This window comes from Mesorhizobium sp. P2_H9 (assembly GCF_056403215.1).
In genome coordinates this window covers 102,997-121,376 of sequence record NZ_JBFUFX010000009.1, presented here as the reverse complement: position 1 = coordinate 121,376, position 18,380 = coordinate 102,997, and the positions used below count along the sequence as shown (strand labels likewise).

Genomic DNA, 18,380 nt, shown 5'->3' with positions numbered 1-18,380 from the left:
CTACGGCCGGCGTAGGCCGGTGCTCACGGACCCAAAAGTCCGCTCCGCTCCGGTTCTCGAAGTCGACACCAACCGACTCAGCCTGACGAATTTCCTGACGGGATTTACCCAAGCGGGCCAACGAACAAGAGCTTGACGCGGCTTCTCGATCGTTCGGTGGAGTGGGGTTAGGCCTCTCGCCTCAGTCGTTCTGCGGGCGCAGGCCGAAAGTTGCGGGCTTGAGGCCGTAGCGCAAGTCGAAATCGTCGTCCGGCTGGATGCGCGTCGCGGGCGGCTTGCGGTAGTCGGGATCGCCGGCCTGCCGGCCCGAATCGACGACTTCGGCAAAAGCCATCGCAGATTGCGCCTTTGGCACGTTGCGCAGTCGTTCGACGATCGCGGCAAGATCGACATCGCCGCTGGTTTCCGACTCAAAATCGTCGCGCTTGGCGGTGCCGGGGATCAGTTCTTGTGACAGTTTCTCGAATTTGAGCCGCATGGTGGTCGCTACGCCTTCACCGAAGGCGATGGCTTCGCGCTGGCCCATGGACGACAGGAACGCCAGCGTCGAGGCCGAGGAATCGGCGATCGCCGAGCGGATGATCGCCTGGTCCTGTTCATTGGCCAGCCGCATGGCAAAGAAGGTCGAGCACTGCGACAGGATGGTTGGGTCGAGTTCGCCAGGGCGCTGGGTGACGACACCGAGATAGCAGCCATATTTGCGGCCTTCCTTGGCGATGCGCGACAGCGCGTGCCGGGTCGGCGCGAAGCCAAGGCGAGGATCGGCCGGCATGTAGCGGTGTGCTTCCTCGCACAGAAGGAGCAGCTTCAGCCGTCCCTCGCTCCACAGCGCGAGGTCGAAGGCCAGGCGCGCCAGCACCGAACAGACGGAATTGACCACTTCGGACGGCATGCCCGCCATCTCGAAGCAGGTCACCGGGCGGCCATGGTGCGGCACGCGGAAAATGTTGCCGATCGTCTCGTGGATGGTGTCCTCGATCAGGCGCGAATTGAACATGAAGCGGTAGCGCGGATCGGATGCCGCCGATTCGATGCGCGTCTTCAGCGATTTCAGCGTGGGGCGGTCGTTCTTGCTTTCCAGCAGTCCCATGCGCTCGTCGATCTGCTTGATGAGATCGACCATGCGATAGGGCACGGGTGTGTCCGCGGTCAGGGCATCGCTGCCGCGCTTGAGGTAGGCGCCGGAATTCGGATTGCGGTACAGATTCTTGGCGGCCGGGATAAGATCGCGCAGGACATCGACTTCTTCCGGAACGGTCTCGCGCCCGCGAAACAGCACTTCGGCGAACTCCTCGAGCCTGAACATCCAGAACGGCAGGTCCAGCGTCTTTGAATCGACCCGGACGCAATATTCGGGCAGCGATGCGGCGAATTCATTGTGCGGATCGAGAATAAGGATACGCAGGTCGGGCCGGGCGGCGATCGACTTGCGCAACAGCAGCGAGACGGCGGTGGATTTGCCGACGCCGGTGGTGCCGACAATGGCGAAATGGCGTGCCAGCGTGTCGTCGATGGCGATGTTGGCGTCGATCGCCTCGTCCTGCGACAGGGTGCCGATGGTGATCGAATGACGCCCGGCGAGATCGTAGACCGCCTGCAGGTCGCGGCTGCGGATGCGGTGGGCAATGGCGCCGATATGCGGATAGGTGGTGATGCCGCGGTCGAAAATCGGTTTGGCGCCAGGCTCGGCGCCGTCGCGGACCTCACCGATGAGCTCGACGCTGACCTCGATCGGGTTCTGGCCCTCATTGCTCCAGGCACGATCCGACTTGCCGATCTCATAGACCAAACCGACGGTTCGCGACGTGCCGAGATTGATGGAGATCATCTTGCCGACCGTCCACAGGCCGGTGATGGCGCCTTCGATGTCGTCGGCATAGGCGCTGATGGTGGCCCGCGCGCCATCGCATTGCACGACATTGCCCAGAATGCGCTTGTCGTTCTGTTCCGCGTGGCGGCGCTCCTGCGATGTCGGTTCTCCGACGGAGGCTTCGCGTTCGACAAACATCAATAGCCGTCCCCATTTCCCTGAGCTTCGACCCTACACAGACGGGGTTAAGGCGGGGTGAGGTCGGATGGTGTAGGCGGTGTTAAGCTCTTTGCGAAAATTGACTCGATTAGCCTCTTTTCCCGTCTCATAAATTCGATATATTGGACGAATGACTGATATAGCGAATGACATCTCCTCGACCATCGGCAGAAGAATACACGCCGAGAGGACTTTGCGGGACTGGTCGCTGGCTGAGCTCGCCGACCGCTCCGATGTGTCGAAAGCCATGCTGAGCACCATAGAACGCGGCAAGACGAGCCCGACCGCGGCACTGCTCGTGCGTATCGCAGCGGCATTCGGCATGACGCTTTCCACGCTGATCGCGCGGGCGGAACTGCAAGGCGGAGGCCTGCTTCGCGAAAGCGATCAGCCGCTGTGGCGCGATCCTGCCACGGGCTATGTCCGGCGGCATCTTTCGCCAGTATCGGACATGCCGCTCGAACTGGTCAGGGTGCAGCTGCCGGCCGGCGCCAAGGTGAGTTTTCCGGCGGCATCCTACGCCTTCATCAAGCAGCAGATGTGGTTGATCTCCGGGCGGCTGGAATTCACCGAGGGCGATGTCGTGCACAATCTCGAGCCTGGCGACTGCCTGGCGCTCGGGGCGCCGTCGGACTGCACCTTCCACGCTGCCGGGCCGGACGCCGCCGACTATCTGGTCGCGCTGGTCAGGGGCTGAACGCATGGCACGCCGTCCCAAACGCTCCGACAATGGAGGGCCGCCGCTCGACGACTACAAGGGGCCGCCATGGGGCAAGGGCGACCCCTACATCTTCCTCGCCTGGCAGGCCGCGCACGCCAAGGCGTGGAAAGCGCCGAGCCGCGAGGTTATGCTGATGCGGATGGAAAAGGCCGAACGGCTGGGCCTGACCTATGAGGAATACACGCTCGAAATCCTCGAACGCGGGCTGCATCTGCAGCCGAAGGACACCGATCGCATTGCCGCGATCAAGGCTGCGCGGAAGCGACGCCGGGTCAGTCGTGTGGATTGAAGACAGCAAGGACACAGGACGCATGGGTTCCATGGAAATCAAAGTTCTGAGCCAGGCTGCCGCGACGCAGGCGATGCTGGTCGACATACTGATCGAGACGGTCGCGGCCGGCGGATCGGTCAGCTTCATGCATCCTTTGTCGAGGCAAGCGGCGGGAGACTTCTGGACCAACGCGCTGGCGGCGGCAGCGAGGGGCGAAAGAGCGGTGTTCGGCGCATGGGATGGCGAGGTGCTGGTGGGCACTGTCACTGTGCTGCTCGATTGTCCGCCCAACCAGCCGCACCGGGCCGAGATTGCCAAGCTGATGACTCGTGTCGACCATCGCGGCAAAGGCATTGCGACCCGCCTGATGCGGGCCGCCGAGGACCTTGCCGTGGAGAGGGACCGCAGCTTGCTGGTGCTGGACACCGCCACCGAGGAGGGTGCTGCCGGTCTCTACGAGAGACTTGGCTTCACGCTTGCCGGCGAAGTACCGGACTATGCGTTGAAGCCGCATGGCGGGCTGACCGGCACGCTCATCTACTGGAAGCGCGTCGGCCAGCGTCGGTAACGGCTGCGCTAACCCTTGTGATGCACCTGCTGCAGCCCGTAGACCGGTGTCGCGATGCCTTCGTGCCGCGCCTTCAGCTGCAGCGACAGGAACTGCGAATAGTGGCGTGACTGGTGCAGATTGCCGCCGTGGAACCACAGCGCCTCCTGCTGCGTCGGCTTCCACATGTTGCGCAGCTCGCCTTCCCACGGCCCGGGATCCTTGGTGGTGTTGGAACCGAGGCCCCAACATTTGCCGACCTTGTCGGCGACATCCCTGGAGATCAGGTCGGCCGCCCAGCCATTCATCGAGCCGTAGCCGGTGGCGTAGACGATCAGATCCGCCGGCAATTCCGAGCCGTCGGAGAGCAGAACCGAATGCTCCTTGATCYCGTTGACGTCGACACCGCTTTTCAGCTTGATCGAACCGTCGATGATCAGCTCGGAGGCGCCGACATCGATGTAGTAGCCTGAGCCGCGCCGCAGATATTTCATGAACAGGCCGGACTCGTCATCGCCCCAGTCGAGCATGAAGCCGGCCTTCTCCAGGCCCTTGTAGAACTCGGCGTCGCGCTTCTTCATCTCGGCATAGGCCGGGATCTGGAACTCGTGCAGGATCTTGTAGGGCAGGGAGGCAAAGATGAGGTCGGCCTTGGCGGTGGTTATGCCGCTCTGCACCGCCTTCTCCGAATAGAGCGACCCCAGGCCGATTTCCATCAGCGTGTCGGATCTCGAGATATGGGTGGTCGAGCGCTGCACCATGGTGACATCGGCGCCGGCTTCCCAAAGTGCGGCGGCGATGTCGTGGGCGGAATTGTTGGAGCCGATGACAACCGCCTTCTTGCCGGCATAGGCGTCCGGCCCGGGGTGTTTCGAGGAGTGGTGCTGATCGCCCTTGAAGGTTTCCATGCCTTTGAATTTCGGCAGATTGGCCTTGCCGGATTGTCCGGTGGCCAGCACCAGCTGCTTCGGCCTCAGGGTGATGTCCTTGCCGTCGCGGCGCACCACAACGGTCCATTCCTTTTTCTTGTCGTCATAGACGGCGCTCTTCGCCTCCGTCGACGACCAGTAGTTCAGCTCCATGACCTTGGCATACATTTCCAGCCAGTCGCCGATCTTGTCCTTGGGCGCGAAGACCGGCCAGTTCCTGGGGAAATCGATATAGGGCAGATGGTCGTACCAGACCGGATCGTGCAGGCAGAGCGACTTGTAGCGCTTGCGCCAGCTGTCGCCGGCGCGCTCGTTCTTTTCGACGATGATGGTGGGAACGCCGAGCTGCCGCAACCGGGCGCCGAGCGCGATGCCGCCCTGGCCGCCGCCGATGATCAGCGTGTAGGGCTGCGTCTTGAAGCCGAGCTCGGCGGCCTCCTTCTCGCGCTCTTCCTTCCAGGTTGGACGGTTCTTGCCATGACCGTGCTTGGCGCCGAGCGGGCGGTCGAAGCCGGCCGGTTCCTCATGGCCTTTCAGTTCGACCATGGTGGTGAGCAGCGTCCAGATCTTGCCGTCCTTGAGCCGGATGTGGCCGAAGCCGCGCGCCACCTCTGTTTCGAAGCTGATCCAGCCTTCCAGCAGCCCGTCGCTTTCGCTGGCGTCTTCGCCTTTGGCAATTTCCCAATTCGATGGTTTTGTCTTCGCCAACTGGCTCACCAGCATGGCGCGCACCTGGTCGCGGCCTTCCATTGTCTTGATGTTCCAGGTGAAGGTGACGAGGTCGCGCCAGTAGCAATCCTCCTGAAAGCAGGCGACGGCCTTGTCGATATCGCCGGCGGCAAGTGCCGCGCCGAATTTGTCGAGCAGGTCGGAAAGCTTCTTGTTGGGGGCCTTGTCGAGCATCAAATTTCCTCCGCAATTTTTTTCGTGGCCGCTTGGGATGAGCGGAACCTGCCGAAGCTTGATGTCCGGCCTTGCGCAGTATCGCGGCAAACTGGGCGCCGCGTCACGTCGTCAAATAGTTTGGCGCGTTTTCAGCGGCTTATCGGGAAAGTCGGGGAGACTGACCCTGCCGGGATTAATGCGAGAGGTGGTCGCTCATGCGTTGGGCGAACACAGTCGCGAACCATTGACGGACATCGTCTTCCGCGCGGCTGAGATGGGCGCCGGAAGGTGCGGTCAGATAATGGCCGGCGCCGCTCGACAGGGCGAAATCCGACAGCGTCACGAGCGATCCGTCGGCAAGTGCCGCGTTAGCCAGCGGGCGTGAGCCGAGCACCATGCCGGCGCCGTGTTTTGCCGCTTCAAGCGCGGTGACGAAACTGTCGAACTTGTGCGTCGGACCGATCGCCGGCGTCATTCGGGCGGCGGCGAACCATTCGCCCCACATTTCGCGCGCGCCGACGACGCCCAGCATCGGCAGCTGTGTCCAATCCGGGGTTTTGGCGAGGCTGGGCGCCGCCATCGGGATCAATGTCTCGCGGGTCAGGCGATCCGCCTGGCGGCCGGTAAAAGAGCCGTTGCCGAAGCGGATGTCGAGCACGCCGGAGCGTTCGCCATAGTCGGCCGGCGTGTGGATGGTCTCGATCTGCAACTGGACGAAGGGCAGGCTTTTGGCCATTTCAGGCAGGATCGGCGCGATCATCAGCACGGCAAACGAAATCGGCGAGCGTATCGTCACGCTCCGCAGCGTCTTGGGTTCGAACAGCTCCCGCGTGCTGTGGCCGATCACCGCAAAGGCCGATTGCAGATGCGGCAGGTAGGCAGCACCTTCCGGCGTCAATTCGACGCCGCGCGCCAGGCGGATGAACAGCGGCTGCCTGAGCCGATCTTCAAGCGAGCGGACATGTTGGCTGACGGCCGCTTGGGTGAGGCCGAGCTCGGCGGCGGCAGCGGTGAAATTCGACAGCCGCGCGGCGGCCTCGAAACTGCGCAGCCAGTCCAGTGGCGGCATCTTTCCTGCTGACGCACTAGTCATAAAATTTCTATGGCCTTAGGTCGTAAAATGATAACTTGAATTATGCATGCCTAGGGGTCAGGTTGCAATGGTGGAAGCCAGGCAGGGACCCCGATCATGCTGACCAATGTGGAAATCGCCGAGGACGGGCGAACGGTTGAACTGAGCTGGAGCGGCGGCAAGCGTGGCCGCTTTCATGCGATCTGGCTGCGCGACAACGCGCTCGACGACAAGACACGCAGCCCCGGCAACGGCCAGCGGCTGATCACCATTCTCGACATTCCGGCGGAGACCTGGATCGACCAAGCTACGATCGAACACGGCGAGCTGCGGCTGCGTTTCCTGCCCGAAGGCAAGGACGTGACATTCCCGTCGGCGTGGCTGAGCGCAAACAGCTATGATCGCCAGGCGCCAGACACGGCAGGCTGGACCGGCGAGACCATCCGGCGCTGGACCAAGGCGACGATGCAGGACACACTGCCACTTGCCGGCTATGCCGCGGCGGCTCGCCATCCCGCGGTGCTGGCAGGCTGGCTGGCGGCGGTGAGGAGCTATGGCTTTGCCGTGATGGATGGCCTGCCGACCGAATCCGGAGCCCTGTGCAAGGTCGTCGACCTGTTCGGCTACATCAGGGAGACCAATTACGGGCGCTGGTTCGAGGTGCGCGCCGAGGTCAACCCAAGCAATCTCGCCTACACCAATCTCGGCCTGCAGGCGCATACCGACAACCCCTATCGCGATCCGGTGCCGACGCTGCAGGTTTTGGCCTGCATCGAAAACACGGTGGAGGGCGGTGAATCGAGCGTCGTCGACGGTTTTGCGGTTGCCGCCGCGCTGCAAGCCGAAAACCCCGAGGGGTTTCGTCTGCTGAGCTCATGTCCGGCCCGTTTCGAATATGCCGGCTCGTCCGGTGTGCGGCTTCAGTCGAAGCGGCCGATGATCGAGCTTGGCCCGGACGGCGAGCTGATCGCCATCCGCTTCAACAACCGCTCGCTTGCCGCCACCACCGACGTGCCGTTCGCCGATATGGAAGCCTACTACGCCGCCTATCGCCGCTTTGCCGAACTGATCGAGGATCCCGCCTTCGAGGTAACCTTCAAGCTCGAACCGGGACAGGCTTTCATCGTCGACAACACCCGCGTCATGCATGCGCGCAAGGCGTTTTCGGGCACCGGCAGGCGCTGGTTGCAAGGATGCTACGCCGACAAGGACGGGCTGCTGTCGACGCTGGCCGCGATCGAACACGGGTTCAGGGAAGCAGCCGAATGAGCAAGCAACAGCCGACTGTCGACACCATCGTCGAATTCATCGCCGACATCTTTGAGCGGCGCGGCGCCGAGTCCTATCTCGGCGAGCCGGTGACGATGTCCGAGCACATGCTGCAAGGCGCCTGGCTGGCCGAGCGGGACGGCGCGCCCGACGTCCTGATAGCGGCAGCCCTGCTGCACGACATCGGCCACTATACCAGCGAGTTCGGCACCTATTCGCCCGACGATGTCGAGGACAAGCACCACGACGAAGCCGGCGGCGAGGTGCTAGCGCCGTTCTTCCCGCCGGTCATCGTCGAATGCGTCAGGTTGCACGTGTCCGCCAAGCGCTATCTCTGCGCCACCGACCCAACCTATTTCTCCCGACTGTCACCGGCTTCGGTGCACACGCTGTCGCTGCAGGGCGGGCCGATGAACGCCGAGGAAGTCGCCGAGTTCCGTGAGAATCCGTACCATGAAGAAGCGGTGCGGGTCCGCAGGTGGGACGAGGGCGGCAAGGTCGCCAACATGAAGACGCGGGCGTTCCGCGACTATGTGCCGATGCTGCGGCGGGTTGTTCGCGACTTCAAAAAAGCGCGCCTGACGGCGGCGGATCACCGGTGAGGAGGCAGCCCATGTGTTTTTGCTTCGATGGTGAAGGCGCGGTGGCTGCATACCGGCCCGACGACTGCCGGGAACGCCTGCCAGCCACAAGCAGCCCCGCTGCGCTACCAACGTCTCCCCCCGGCAAGTCGATTGAACCTGATATCATCTGCGCGTCCGGACAGGTCGAGGAGGTGCACATTCGCCGTTGACATCGGCGCAAAACCAATTCTATTGTCCGCCACCATGAAAAAGGCACTCATTCTCGTAGGAAAGCGCGTGGGCAAGGCGGTGTAACCGCCGGGCGAAATCCCCCCATGCGCACGACACAGGCTCCCTCGGGGGCCTTTTTTATTGCCTGAAACACGACTAAACAACGCCCAAACGGCGACAGTACGGGACCAGACCGATGAGCAACGGACAGAACGAACGGCGTGAGATGACGGGCGCCGAAATGGTGGTGCAGGCGCTGAAGGACAATGGCGTCAAGCATATCTTCGGCTATCCCGGCGGCGCCGTGCTTCCGATCTATGACGAGATTTTCCAGCAGGACGAAGTCGAGCACATCCTGGTTCGCCATGAGCAGGGTGCCGGCCATGCGGCGGAAGGTTATGCGCGCTCGACCGGCAAGGCCGGTGTCATGCTGGTGACCTCGGGGCCGGGCGCCACCAATGCGGTGACGCCGCTGCAGGACGCGCTGATGGATTCGATCCCGCTGGTCTGCCTGACCGGGCAGGTGCCGACCTCACTGATCGGCTCCGATGCCTTCCAGGAGTGCGACACCGTCGGCATCACGCGCCCCTGCACCAAGCACAACTGGCTGGTGAAGGACGTCAACGAACTCGCCGCCACCATCCATGAAGCCTTCCATGTCGCCACCACCGGCCGTCCCGGTCCGGTCGTGGTCGACATTCCGAAGGACGTGCAGTTCGCCAGGGGCATTTATGTGCCGCCGCAGACGGCGCCGCGCACCAGCTACCAGCCGAAGGTCCAGGGCGATCTGGAAAAGATCAAGGCGGCGGTCGAGCTGATGGCCGGTGCCAAAAAGCCGATCATCTATTCGGGCGGCGGCGTCATCAATTCCGGCCCGGAGGCGAGCCATCTGCTGCGCGAGCTGGTCGATCTCACCGGCTTCCCCATCACCTCGACGCTGATGGGGCTGGGCGCCTATCCGGCATCGGGCAAGAACTGGATGGGTATGCTCGGCATGCACGGCACCTATGAAGCCAACATGGCCATGCATGATTGCGACGTCATGATCTGCATCGGCGCGCGCTTCGACGACCGCATCACCGGCAGGCTGACCGCGTTCTCGCCGAACTCGAAGAAGATCCACATCGACATCGATCCGTCGTCGATCAACAAGAACGTCCACACCGAAGTGCCGATCATCGGCGATGTCGGCCGGGTGCTGGAGGATATGGTGCGGCTGTGGCGGGCGTCCGCCAAGACCGACAAGAAGGCGCTGCACCCCTGGTGGGAGCAGATCGCCAAATGGCGGGCGCGGGATTCGCTCGCCTACAAGATGAACCACGACGTGATCATGCCGCAATATGCCGTCCAGCGGCTCTATGAGCTGACCAAGCATATGGACACCTACATCACCACCGAGGTCGGCCAGCACCAGATGTGGGCGGCGCAGCACTATCATTTCGAGAAGCCGAACCGCTGGATGACCTCCGGCGGGCTGGGCACGATGGGCTATGGCCTGCCGGCCGCGCTCGGCGTGCAGATCGCGCATCCCGATGCGCTGGTCATCGACATTGCCGGCGACGCCTCGGTGCAGATGACGATCCAGGAGATGAGTGCGGCGGTGCAGCACAATGCGCCGATCAAGATCTTCATCCTCAACAACCAGTATATGGGCATGGTGCGGCAGTGGCAGCAACTGCTGCATGGCAACCGGCTGTCGCATTCCTACACCGAAGCGATGCCGGATTTCGTCAAGCTGGCGGAAGCCTATGGCGGCCACGGCATTCGCTGCGAAAAGCCTGACGAGCTCGACGACGCCATCAAGGAGATGATTGCGGTGAAGAAGCCGGTGATCTTCGATTGCCGCGTGGCGACGCTCGCCAACTGCTTCCCGATGATCCCGTCGGGCAAGGCGCACAACGAGATGCTGTTGCCGGACGAAGCCACCGACGAGGCCGTTGCCAACGCCATCGACGCCAAGGGCAGGGAACTGGTGTAGCCAACAAGCCGGGGCAGGGCTTGTCCAGAGAAGCCGTGCGCAAACAGAGAATTAGCTCAAAAGTTTGAAATCGAGATTCATATCATGAACGCACAGCTTCAGCCGACCGGCTCGGCCTATTTCATCGCCAAGGAAACGGAAAAGCCGGAGAACCACACGCTCTCCGTGCTGGTCGACAATGAGCCGGGCGTGCTGGCCCGGGTCATCGGCCTGTTTTCCGGGCGCGGCTACAACATCGAGAGCCTGACCGTCTCCGAGACCGAGCATGAAAAACATCTGTCGCGCATCACCATCGTGACGCGCGGCACGCCGCATGTGCTGGAGCAGATCAAGCACCAGCTCGAACGCATCGTGCCGGTGCACCGCGTCGTCGATCTCACCGTGCGCTCGCACGAGTTCGGCCAGGAGCGGCCGCTGGAGCGGGAACTGGCGCTGGTCAAGGTCGCCGGCACCGGCGAAGCCCGTGTCGAGGCGCTCAGGCTCGCCGACGCGTTCCGCGCCAGCGTCATAGACGCCAACACCGAGCATTTCATCTTCGAGATCACCGGCAAGGGCTCCAAGATCGACCAGTTCATCGCCATCATGAAGCCGCTCGGCCTGGTCGAAATCTGCCGCACCGGCGTGGCGGCATTGAACCGCGGCGCGCAGGGCATGTAGCCCTCGGCCTCGCGCCGCCTCTTTCAAAAGGTGACCATCTGGCCCCGCCGCGAGGCGGCTGTGGCCTTTGCGCGTCCGATTTGAAAGGACAATACTGCTGACTTACTTTGATGCATGTCGTTGACCCAAAACCGCTGGACACTTTTGGGCGACATGCATTGGGAGGATACAATGTCCCTCGACGCCTTCCTTGCCTTGCTGGTCTACGCCTTCGTGACCTCGATCACGCCGGGGCCGAACAACCTGATGCTGCTGGCGTCAGGCGTCAATTTCGGCATCGTCAGAACCATTCCGCACATGTTCGGCGTCAGCATGGGTTTTCTCGTGCTGTTGCTGGCCGTTGGCTTCGGCCTTGGCGCGGTGCTGACGGCGTTTCCGGCATTGCATGCGGGATTGAAGATCGCCGGCGGCGTCTATCTGCTTTACCTCGCCTGGAAGATCGCGATGTCGCGCTCGCTGAGCGGCAAGGGCGAGACGGAAGCGCAGCCGATGCGTTTCATCGATGCGGCCGCATTCCAGTGGGTCAATCCGAAGGCCTGGGTGATGGCGATCACCGCCATGGCCGTCTATGCCAACCCTGAGCACCCGTTTCTGTCGGTGGCGCTGGTCGCGATCGCCTTCACCGTCGTCAACCTGCCAAGCGTCTCGGTATGGGCCGGTTTCGGCACCGCGCTGCGCGGTTTTCTGTCGGACCCGGTGCGGCTGAAATGGTTCAACATCGCCATGGGTGTGCTGCTGGCGGCAACGCTTTGGCCCATGCTGCGCTAAGGTGCATTGATATTCAGGTGATGCCGGCCTGCAAACGGTGGTTTTCTGCGCTTCCGGTGCTCACGTACAAAAGTACGCTCCGCTCCGGTTCTCGAAAACCACCATTTTCGGCTCAGCCTGACCTGAACCTCAACACACCTTAGTTCGACTGCCGCCTTATTGTGCAGTGCACATTAAATCTTCGTAATGCCGTGTTTTGGCCCTTTTCCGACAAAGGCGCGTCCTATCTATTCGGCGAAATCGCGGCAAGAGCTTGCGAGTTACGCTAGAATGCGACCACCGGCTTCGGCGTGTCGGATGAAGAAGGCATGTTGTCGATGCGTGGAAAGATCGTTCTGGCGGTGGTGGCCGTGGCCTGCGTCGTGGCGGCCTGGCTCTATCTTTCGCCCACCGCCATGGGCAGTCTTCAGCAATTACTGGCAGGCAAGCAAACGGCGGCTGCGGACAAGCCGGCGGCAGGGGGAAACGCCGCACGTTCGACCTCAGTGCTTGCCGCCACCGCCTCGACGGCCGACTTCCCGATCCGGCGCTATGCCATCGGATTTGTCTCGTCTCCGGCCGTCGTCAGCATCAACGCCCGGGTTTCCAGCCAGATCGTGTCGATCGCCGTCAAGGACGGTCAGATGGTCAAGGCCGGCGATGTCCTGCTCTCACTGGACGACCGCGCGCTGAAGGCGCAGCTGGCCAAGGACCAGGCGACGCTGGCCAAGGACCAGGCGCTGCTCGCCAGCACGCAGTCGGATCTTCAGCGTGCCAAGGACCTCGTCGCCAAGCAGGCCGGCACGCAGCAAACCTACGATCAGGCGGTCGCGGCGCAAAAGGCGGCCGCAGCCACCGTCGATGCCGACAAGGCGACGCTCGATGCCGATATGGTGCAGCTCGGCTTTGCCACCATCACCGCGCCGATCTCCGGCAGGCTTGGCGCGGTCAACGTCGCGGTCGGCGATCTCGTCACCACCAGCAACGGCAACAGCAGCACCGCAACGCCGCTGGTCACGATCACCGAGATGGACCCGCTGCAGGTGAACTTCAATCTTCCCGAAAGCGATCTCGCCTTGCTGCACAAGGCGCTGGCGACGCCGCTGGTGGGCGGGGTGACGCTGACCAAGGACGGCAACCCGGCGCCGATCGGCAAGGGCACGCTCGACTTCGTCGATTCCAGCGTCGACACGGCCTCCGGGACGATCGCAACGCGGGCGAGCATACCCAATGCCGATCTGTCGCTGTGGCCCGGGCAGTATGTGAATGTCGTGCTCGATGCCGGCACCATGCCGCAGATGACGTCCGTGCCGACAGTTGCGGTCCAGCCCAGCCAGAAGGGGCCGTTCGTCTATGTCATCAAGGCCGACAGCACGGTGGAGATGCGCCCCGTTCAGGTGGCGCTGACCGAAGGCGGCAACAGCGCCATCAGCCAGGGCCTGAAGAGCGGCGAGCGGGTCGTGGTCGAGGGCCAGACCAGGCTGAAGAATGGGGCCGCTATCCACGAAGGCAAGGCGACTGCCGCCGATGACCAGGCGGCGCCGAAGGTCGCGGAAGCCGACAAGCCCGGTAGCGCCGATAAAGCCGGCGGGGCGCGTCCATGATTTCCGAATTCTGCATACGCAGGCCTGTCGCCACGCTGCTGATGTCGTTCGCTCTCGTTCTGGGCGGGCTGTTTGCCTACAAATTCCTGCCGGTGGCCGCCTTGCCGAGCGCCGAGTTTCCGGTGGTCAATGTCTCGGCGTCGCTGCCGGGCGCCTCGCCGGAAACCATGGCGACCTCGGTGGCAACGCCGCTGATCAAGCAGTTCTCCACCATCGCCGGCATCGATTCGATCTCGACCACCAATTCGCTCGGCTCGACCTCGATCGCCATCCAGTTCGTGCTCGACCGCGACATCGATGCCGCGGCGGCGGACGTGCAGGCGGCGATCGCGCGCACGCAGCGGCAATTGCCGCCGGAGATGACCAGCCCGCCCAGCTATCGCAAGGTTAACCCGGCCGATGCGCCGATCCTGTTGATGTCGCTGGTCAGCGACACGGTCCCGTTGACCGATCTCGACGCCTTCGCCGAGAACGTGATCTCGCCGTCGCTGTCGACGCTCGACGGCGTGGCGCAGGTTTCGATCTTCGGCCAGCAGAAATACGCCGTGCGCATCCAGATCGATCCGACAGCACTTGCCGCGCGCGGCATCTCGATCGACCAGTTGCAGACGGCTATCGCCTCGGCCAACAGCAACACGCCGCTCGGCGTGCTGCAGAACGATCAGCAGCAGCTGACGATCACGGCCAACACGCAGCTAACCAATGCCGCGGGCTTTTCCAACCTGATCATCGCCACCAAGAACGGCCATCCGGTACGGCTCGGCGAGGTGACGCGCGTCATCGATTCCGTGCAGACGACGACGACGGCAAGCTGGTATGACGGCACCCGTGCGGTCATTCTGGCCGTGCAGCGCCAGCCCGACGCCAACACCGTCGAGGTGGTCGATCGCGTCAAGGCGATGCTGCCGTCCTTCGAGGAGCAGATGCCGGCGGCGGCCAGCATCAAATTGCTCAACGACCGCTCGACCTCGATCCGCGCCGCTGTCGACGACGTTCAGTTCACGCTGCTGCTCACCATCGCGCTGGTGGTGATGGTGATCTTCCTGTTCCTGCGCCGTGTCACGGCGACGATCATCCCGGCGGTGGCGGTGCCGATCTCGCTCATCGCCACGCTCGGCGTGATGTTCCTGTTCGGCTTTTCCATCGACAACATCTCGCTGATGGGGCTGACGCTGGCGGTCGGCCTGGTCGTCGACGACGCCATCGTCATGCTGGAAAACATCTTCCGCCACATGGAGGAGGACGGGCTGTCGGCCATGGAAGCGGCGCTGAAGGGCGCGCGCGAAATCGGCTTCACCATCATCTCGATCTCGATCTCGCTGGTGGCGGTGTTCATCCCGGTGCTTTTGATGGGCGGAGTGATCGGGCGCATCTTCAACGAGTTCGCGGTGGTGGTGACGGTCGCCATCCTGGCATCGATGTTCGTCTCGCTGACGCTGACCCCGATGCTGTGCTCGCGGCTGCTGTCGGTGTCGAAGGCCGAGCGGGACGCCGCGTATGGCGAAGGTCGCAAGCATGACTTCGTCACGCGCGCCTATGACTGGCTGCTGACGTTTTGCCTGCGCCACAATTTCCTGGTTTTCCTGGTCTTCATCGGCACGGCGGCAGCGTCGGTCTGGCTGATCCAGATCTCGCCGAAGGGCTTCTTCCCGCAGGAGGATATCGGCCAGATTTCGGTGACGACGATTGCCCGCCAGGACATCTCGTTCGACGCCATGGTCAAGCTGCAGGGCCAGGTGGCGAATGTCTTTTCGCATTCGCCCTATGTCTCGCATGTCGCGTGGTCGGCCGGCAGCGGCGGCAACGCGCTGAACCAGGGCCAGCTCTATGTGCAGTTGAAGGACAAGGACAAGCGCCCCAATATCGAGAAGGTGCAGGCGGATCTGCGCAAGCAGCTGGCCACTGTCCCAGGCATCGAGGCCTATATGCAGCCGGTGCAGAACCTGCGCCTGGGATCGCGGTCTTCCGCCAGTGCCTATCAGCTCGTCGTGCAGGGCCTCGACACCGGCGCGACCGACATCTGGGCGCAAAAACTGTCGGATGCGATGGCCGCGGATCACAGCGCCTTCACCGATGTCACCAACGATCTGCAGAACAACGCTTTGCAGGCGACGCTGGTGGTCGACCGCGACAAGGCGGCAACGCTCGGCATCGACACCGATACGCTGCGCTCCAGCCTCTATGGCGGCTTCGGCACCCAGCAGGTCTCGACCATTTTTGGTTCGGCAGACAGCTATCAGGTGGTCATGGAGCTCGATCCGAAGATCGAGTGGTCGCCCGAGAGAATGCTGGCCATCCAGGTGCGGACGGCCAGCGGCAGCCTGGTGCCGCTCGGCGCCTTTGCGCGTGTCGATCGCACCGCCGGCGCCTTGACCGTCAACCAGCTCGGCCAGCTTCCGGCGGTGACCATCTCCTACAATCTGCCGCAAGGCGTGGCGCTAGGCGACAGCGTCACGCGCATCAATGCGCTGAAGGACAAGATCGGGCTGCCGTCGACGATCTCGACCAGCTTCGCCGGCACGGCCAAGACGTTCCAGGATTCGCTGGCCAACCAGGGCCTGCTGATCGGTGGCGCCATCCTCACCATCTACATCGTGCTCGGCATCCTCTATGAGAGCTTCATCCACCCGCTCACCATCCTGACCGGCTTGCCTTCGGCCGTGCTGGGCGCGCTGGTCGCGCTGCGGCTGGCGGGGATGGACCTGTCGGTGATTGCCGTCATCGGCATCCTGATGCTGATCGGCATCGTCAAGAAGAACGGCATCATGATGATCGACGTCGCGCTGGAGCTGCGACGAGACGGCATGTCACCGATCGAGTCCATCCACAAAGCCTGCATCATGCGATTCCGGCCGATCATGATGACGACGCTGGCAGCCCTTATGGGTACCATCCCGATCGCGCTCGGCACCGGCGCCAGCGCCGAACTGCGCCAGCCGCTCGGCGTGGCGGTCGTCGGCGGTCTTGTCGCCTCGCAGGCGCTGACGCTGTTCGTGACACCGGTCATCTATGTCTACATGGAGCGCTTCTCCGGCTGGCTGCTTGGCCTGTGGACGCGGCCCCAGGGCAGCGAACCGCGCCCGATCGAGGCCGTCGACCAGCCTTCGCTGTTTGACGCCAAAGAAGAGCCATTGGACGAGCCGCAAAGGGCGGCCGCCGAATAGCGACGGTCCTGGCCCAAGCCGTCGTGCTTGCAGCCTCGTGCTCCCGATCGTAATTTGCGGCCATGGCACACGATCATGACCACGACAACGAACTCGACCCCTTTGCCGCGCGGGTGCGCGCGCTGGAAACGATCCTGACCCAGAAGGGGCTGATCGATCCGGCGGCGATCGACGCCATCGTCGACACCTACGAGACGAAAATCGGCCCGCGCAACGGCGCCAGGGTGGTGGCCAAGGCCTGGGTCGACGCGGACTTTGCCGCCTGGCTGAAGCGGGATGCGACGGCGGCGATCGAATCGCTGAGCTATACCGGCCGGCAAGGCGAGCACATGCAGGCGGTGTTCAACAGCGATGAGACCCACAACCTCGTCGTCTGCACGCTGTGCTCCTGCTACCCGTGGTCGGTGCTCGGCCTGCCACCGGTCTGGTACAAGGCGCCGCCCTATCGCTCGCGCGCGGTGATCGATCCGCGCGGCGTGCTGGAGGAATTCGGGCTGATATTGCCGGCGGCGAAAAAGATCCGCGTCTGGGATTCGACCGCCGAGCTGCGCTATCTCGTGGTGCCGATGCGGCCCGAGGGTACCGAGGGCTGGAACGAGGAGCGGCTTGCCGATCTGGTGAGCCGCGATGCGATGATCGGCACAGCGCTGGCGAAAGAGCCGGCATGAACGGGCCGCAGGATCTCGGCGGGCAGATGGGGTTTGGGCCGGTCGCGCCTGAAACGGACGAGCCCTATTTCCATGCCGCATGGGAGAGGCGGGCGCTTGGTGTGACGCTGACCGCCGGCGCCATGGGCGCCTGGAACATCGATGAGAGCCGGCACGCAAGGGAATCGCTGCATCCGGCCGTCTACTATTCATCAAGCTACTACCAGATCTGGATCAAGGCGCTGGAGGTGCTGTTGCAGCGCCACGGCTTCATCAGCGAGCGTGATCTCGCAGCCGGCAAAGCAGTCGATCCCGCCGCGACACCCAAACGCGTGCTGAAGGCCGAAAACGTGCCGGCGGTGCTGGCCAAGGGTGGGCCGTGCGATCGTCCGGTTGCGACACCGGCGCGATTCAAAGCAGGGCAGGCCGTGCGGACGAAGAATTTTAGTCCCACCGGCCACACGCGGCTACCGCGCTATGCGCGCGGCAAGCAGGGAATTATCGAGGCAGTGCGCGACGGTTTTGTCTTTCCCGACAGCAATGCGCGTGGGCAGGGCGAAAATCCGCAATGGGTTTATACCGTGGCTTTCACCGGTGGTGAAATCTGGGGTGAGGGCGCCGACCCGACGCTCGTTGTGTCGATCGATGCCTGGGAGAGCTATCTTGAGCCGGCGTGAGGGCGCATTGCCGGCAGGCTTCGACGAACCGGTTTTTTCGGAGCCATGGCAGGCCGAAGCTTTTGCCATGACGGTGGCGCTGCACGACAAGGGCCTGTTTTCCTGGAGTGAATGGGCCGATGCGCTATCTGCCGAGGTGAAGAGACCGGACGCCGCAAGTGACGGCCACGATTATTACGAGCACTGGCTGGCGGCGCTGGAAACGCTGCTGGCGGCCAAGGGCGTCGCCGGCAAGAGCGATGTCGACACGCTCGCCGCCGCCTGGGAACGCGCCGCGCATGCGACCCCGCACGGCAAGCCGATCCTGTTGGAGAATGATCCCGGGCTTGGCGATTAGGCTCGTCTCTCGACGGTGGATGAAGTCCTTGCGGCGTTTGCGCTGCCCCTCA

At 63.3% G+C, this 18,380-nt stretch carries 16 protein-coding genes; 13 read left to right on the top strand and 3 right to left on the bottom strand.

Translation table 11 applies throughout. The features are described 5' to 3' along the window. Positions 1-181: 181 nt before the first annotated feature. Entirely contained in the window at positions 182-2,008 is a 1,827-nt protein-coding gene (locus AC1DXN_RS17805; RefSeq protein WP_477277141.1) for an ATP-binding protein, read from the bottom strand. 151 nt (positions 2,009-2,159) lie between these two features. Between AC1DXN_RS17805 and AC1DXN_RS17800 the strand changes: the two genes are divergently transcribed. The 3 genes from AC1DXN_RS17800 to AC1DXN_RS17790 are packed head-to-tail and all read left to right on the top strand — an operon-like array spanning position 2,160 to position 3,589. Beyond that, positions 2,160-2,726: a helix-turn-helix domain-containing protein gene (locus AC1DXN_RS17800; protein WP_477277139.1), complete on the top strand. Its 567-nt coding sequence runs from the start codon at positions 2,160-2,162 to the stop codon at positions 2,724-2,726. 4 nt (positions 2,727-2,730) lie between these two features. Continuing rightward, positions 2,731-3,039 (top strand): hypothetical protein, encoded by a 309-nt coding sequence (locus AC1DXN_RS17795; protein ID WP_477277136.1) that lies wholly within the window; start codon positions 2,731-2,733, stop codon positions 3,037-3,039. A 22-nt stretch (positions 3,040-3,061) separates the two neighbouring features. Then, positions 3,062-3,589, top strand: coding sequence for a GNAT family N-acetyltransferase (locus AC1DXN_RS17790; RefSeq protein WP_477277134.1), 528 nt, complete (start codon positions 3,062-3,064; stop codon positions 3,587-3,589). A gap of 8 nt (positions 3,590-3,597) precedes the next feature. Here AC1DXN_RS17790 and AC1DXN_RS17785 read toward each other — a convergent pair whose 3' ends face one another. Together AC1DXN_RS17785 and AC1DXN_RS17780 are read right to left on the bottom strand one after the other, a co-directional pair. Next, entirely contained in the window at positions 3,598-5,400 is a 1,803-nt protein-coding gene (locus AC1DXN_RS17785) for an NAD(P)-binding domain-containing protein (protein WP_477421615.1), read from the bottom strand. A gap of 175 nt (positions 5,401-5,575) precedes the next feature. Further along, complete coding sequence (locus tag AC1DXN_RS17780) at positions 5,576-6,451, bottom strand: LysR family transcriptional regulator (RefSeq protein ID WP_477277130.1); 876 nt, start codon at positions 6,449-6,451, stop codon at positions 5,576-5,578. 120 nt (positions 6,452-6,571) lie between these two features. On the opposite strand from AC1DXN_RS17780, the gene tmpA reads away from it, so the two are divergent. The 10 genes from tmpA to AC1DXN_RS17730 all read left to right on the top strand — a co-directional run bounded on the left by tmpA (position 6,572) and on the right by AC1DXN_RS17730 (position 18,328). Next, positions 6,572-7,723 (top strand): 2-trimethylaminoethylphosphonate dioxygenase, encoded by a 1,152-nt coding sequence (gene tmpA / locus AC1DXN_RS17775; protein WP_477277128.1) that lies wholly within the window; start codon positions 6,572-6,574, stop codon positions 7,721-7,723. Then, positions 7,720-8,325: a (R)-1-hydroxy-2-trimethylaminoethylphosphonate oxygenase gene (tmpB, locus tag AC1DXN_RS17770; protein WP_477277126.1), complete on the top strand. Its 606-nt coding sequence runs from the start codon at positions 7,720-7,722 to the stop codon at positions 8,323-8,325. Before tmpA ends, tmpB begins: the two co-directional genes overlap by 4 nt. Positions 8,326-8,713: 388 nt before the next feature. Further along, positions 8,714-10,495, top strand: a complete 1,782-nt coding sequence (locus AC1DXN_RS17765; RefSeq protein WP_477277124.1) for an acetolactate synthase 3 large subunit — start codon at positions 8,714-8,716, stop codon at positions 10,493-10,495. A gap of 84 nt (positions 10,496-10,579) precedes the next feature. Next, on the top strand, positions 10,580-11,152 hold the full coding sequence (ilvN, locus tag AC1DXN_RS17760; RefSeq protein ID WP_477277122.1) for an acetolactate synthase small subunit: 573 nt from the start codon (positions 10,580-10,582) through the stop codon (positions 11,150-11,152). A 171-nt stretch (positions 11,153-11,323) separates the two neighbouring features. Next, a complete protein-coding gene (locus AC1DXN_RS17755) occupies positions 11,324-11,920 on the top strand; it encodes a LysE family translocator (protein WP_477277120.1) in 597 nt (198 codons plus the stop codon). 317 nt (positions 11,921-12,237) lie between these two features. Beyond that, complete coding sequence (locus tag AC1DXN_RS17750; protein ID WP_477277118.1) at positions 12,238-13,503, top strand: efflux RND transporter periplasmic adaptor subunit; 1,266 nt, start codon at positions 12,238-12,240, stop codon at positions 13,501-13,503. Further along, positions 13,500-16,667 carry an efflux RND transporter permease subunit gene (locus tag AC1DXN_RS17745; protein ID WP_477277116.1) on the top strand — a complete coding sequence of 1,056 codons (3,168 nt, stop codon included), beginning with the start codon at positions 13,500-13,502 and terminating at the stop codon, positions 16,665-16,667. The genes AC1DXN_RS17750 and AC1DXN_RS17745 overlap by 4 nt, the downstream gene beginning before the upstream one ends. A 62-nt stretch (positions 16,668-16,729) precedes the next feature. Continuing rightward, positions 16,730-17,335, top strand: a complete 606-nt coding sequence (gene nthA, locus AC1DXN_RS17740) for a nitrile hydratase subunit alpha (RefSeq protein WP_477277114.1) — start codon at positions 16,730-16,732, stop codon at positions 17,333-17,335. Then, positions 17,332-17,991, top strand: a complete 660-nt coding sequence (gene nthB, locus AC1DXN_RS17735; protein ID WP_477277112.1) for a nitrile hydratase subunit beta — start codon at positions 17,332-17,334, stop codon at positions 17,989-17,991. The genes nthA and nthB overlap by 4 nt, the downstream gene beginning before the upstream one ends. Continuing rightward, positions 17,978-18,328 carry a nitrile hydratase accessory protein gene (locus tag AC1DXN_RS17730; protein WP_477277110.1) on the top strand — a complete coding sequence of 117 codons (351 nt, stop codon included), beginning with the start codon at positions 17,978-17,980 and terminating at the stop codon, positions 18,326-18,328. Before nthB ends, AC1DXN_RS17730 begins: the two co-directional genes overlap by 14 nt. Positions 18,329-18,380: the final 52 nt, after the last annotated feature.

Excerpts from the sequence above, each read along its gene's own strand:
- nthA (WP_477277114.1), top strand. The coding sequence starts at position 16,730 with ATGGCACACGATCATGACCACGACAACGAACTCGACCCCTTTGCCGCG.
- AC1DXN_RS17780 (WP_477277130.1), bottom strand. The coding sequence starts at position 6,451 with ATGCCGCCACTGGACTGGCTGCGCAGTTTCGAGGCCGCCGCGCGGCTG.
- AC1DXN_RS17805 (WP_477277141.1), bottom strand. The coding sequence starts at position 2,008 with ATGTTTGTCGAACGCGAAGCCTCCGTCGGAGAACCGACATCGCAGGAG.
- AC1DXN_RS17745 (WP_477277116.1), top strand. The coding sequence starts at position 13,500 with ATGATTTCCGAATTCTGCATACGCAGGCCTGTCGCCACGCTGCTGATG.
- AC1DXN_RS17765 (WP_477277124.1), top strand. The coding sequence starts at position 8,714 with ATGAGCAACGGACAGAACGAACGGCGTGAGATGACGGGCGCCGAAATG.
- AC1DXN_RS17750 (WP_477277118.1), top strand. The coding sequence starts at position 12,238 with ATGCGTGGAAAGATCGTTCTGGCGGTGGTGGCCGTGGCCTGCGTCGTG.
- tmpA (WP_477277128.1), top strand. The coding sequence starts at position 6,572 with ATGCTGACCAATGTGGAAATCGCCGAGGACGGGCGAACGGTTGAACTG.
- AC1DXN_RS17795 (WP_477277136.1), top strand. The coding sequence starts at position 2,731 with ATGGCACGCCGTCCCAAACGCTCCGACAATGGAGGGCCGCCGCTCGAC.
- AC1DXN_RS17755 (WP_477277120.1), top strand. The coding sequence starts at position 11,324 with ATGTCCCTCGACGCCTTCCTTGCCTTGCTGGTCTACGCCTTCGTGACC.
- nthB (WP_477277112.1), top strand. The coding sequence starts at position 17,332 with ATGAACGGGCCGCAGGATCTCGGCGGGCAGATGGGGTTTGGGCCGGTC.
- tmpB (WP_477277126.1), top strand. The coding sequence starts at position 7,720 with ATGAGCAAGCAACAGCCGACTGTCGACACCATCGTCGAATTCATCGCC.
- AC1DXN_RS17790 (WP_477277134.1), top strand. The coding sequence starts at position 3,062 with ATGGGTTCCATGGAAATCAAAGTTCTGAGCCAGGCTGCCGCGACGCAG.
- AC1DXN_RS17800 (WP_477277139.1), top strand. The coding sequence starts at position 2,160 with ATGACTGATATAGCGAATGACATCTCCTCGACCATCGGCAGAAGAATA.
- ilvN (WP_477277122.1), top strand. The coding sequence starts at position 10,580 with ATGAACGCACAGCTTCAGCCGACCGGCTCGGCCTATTTCATCGCCAAG.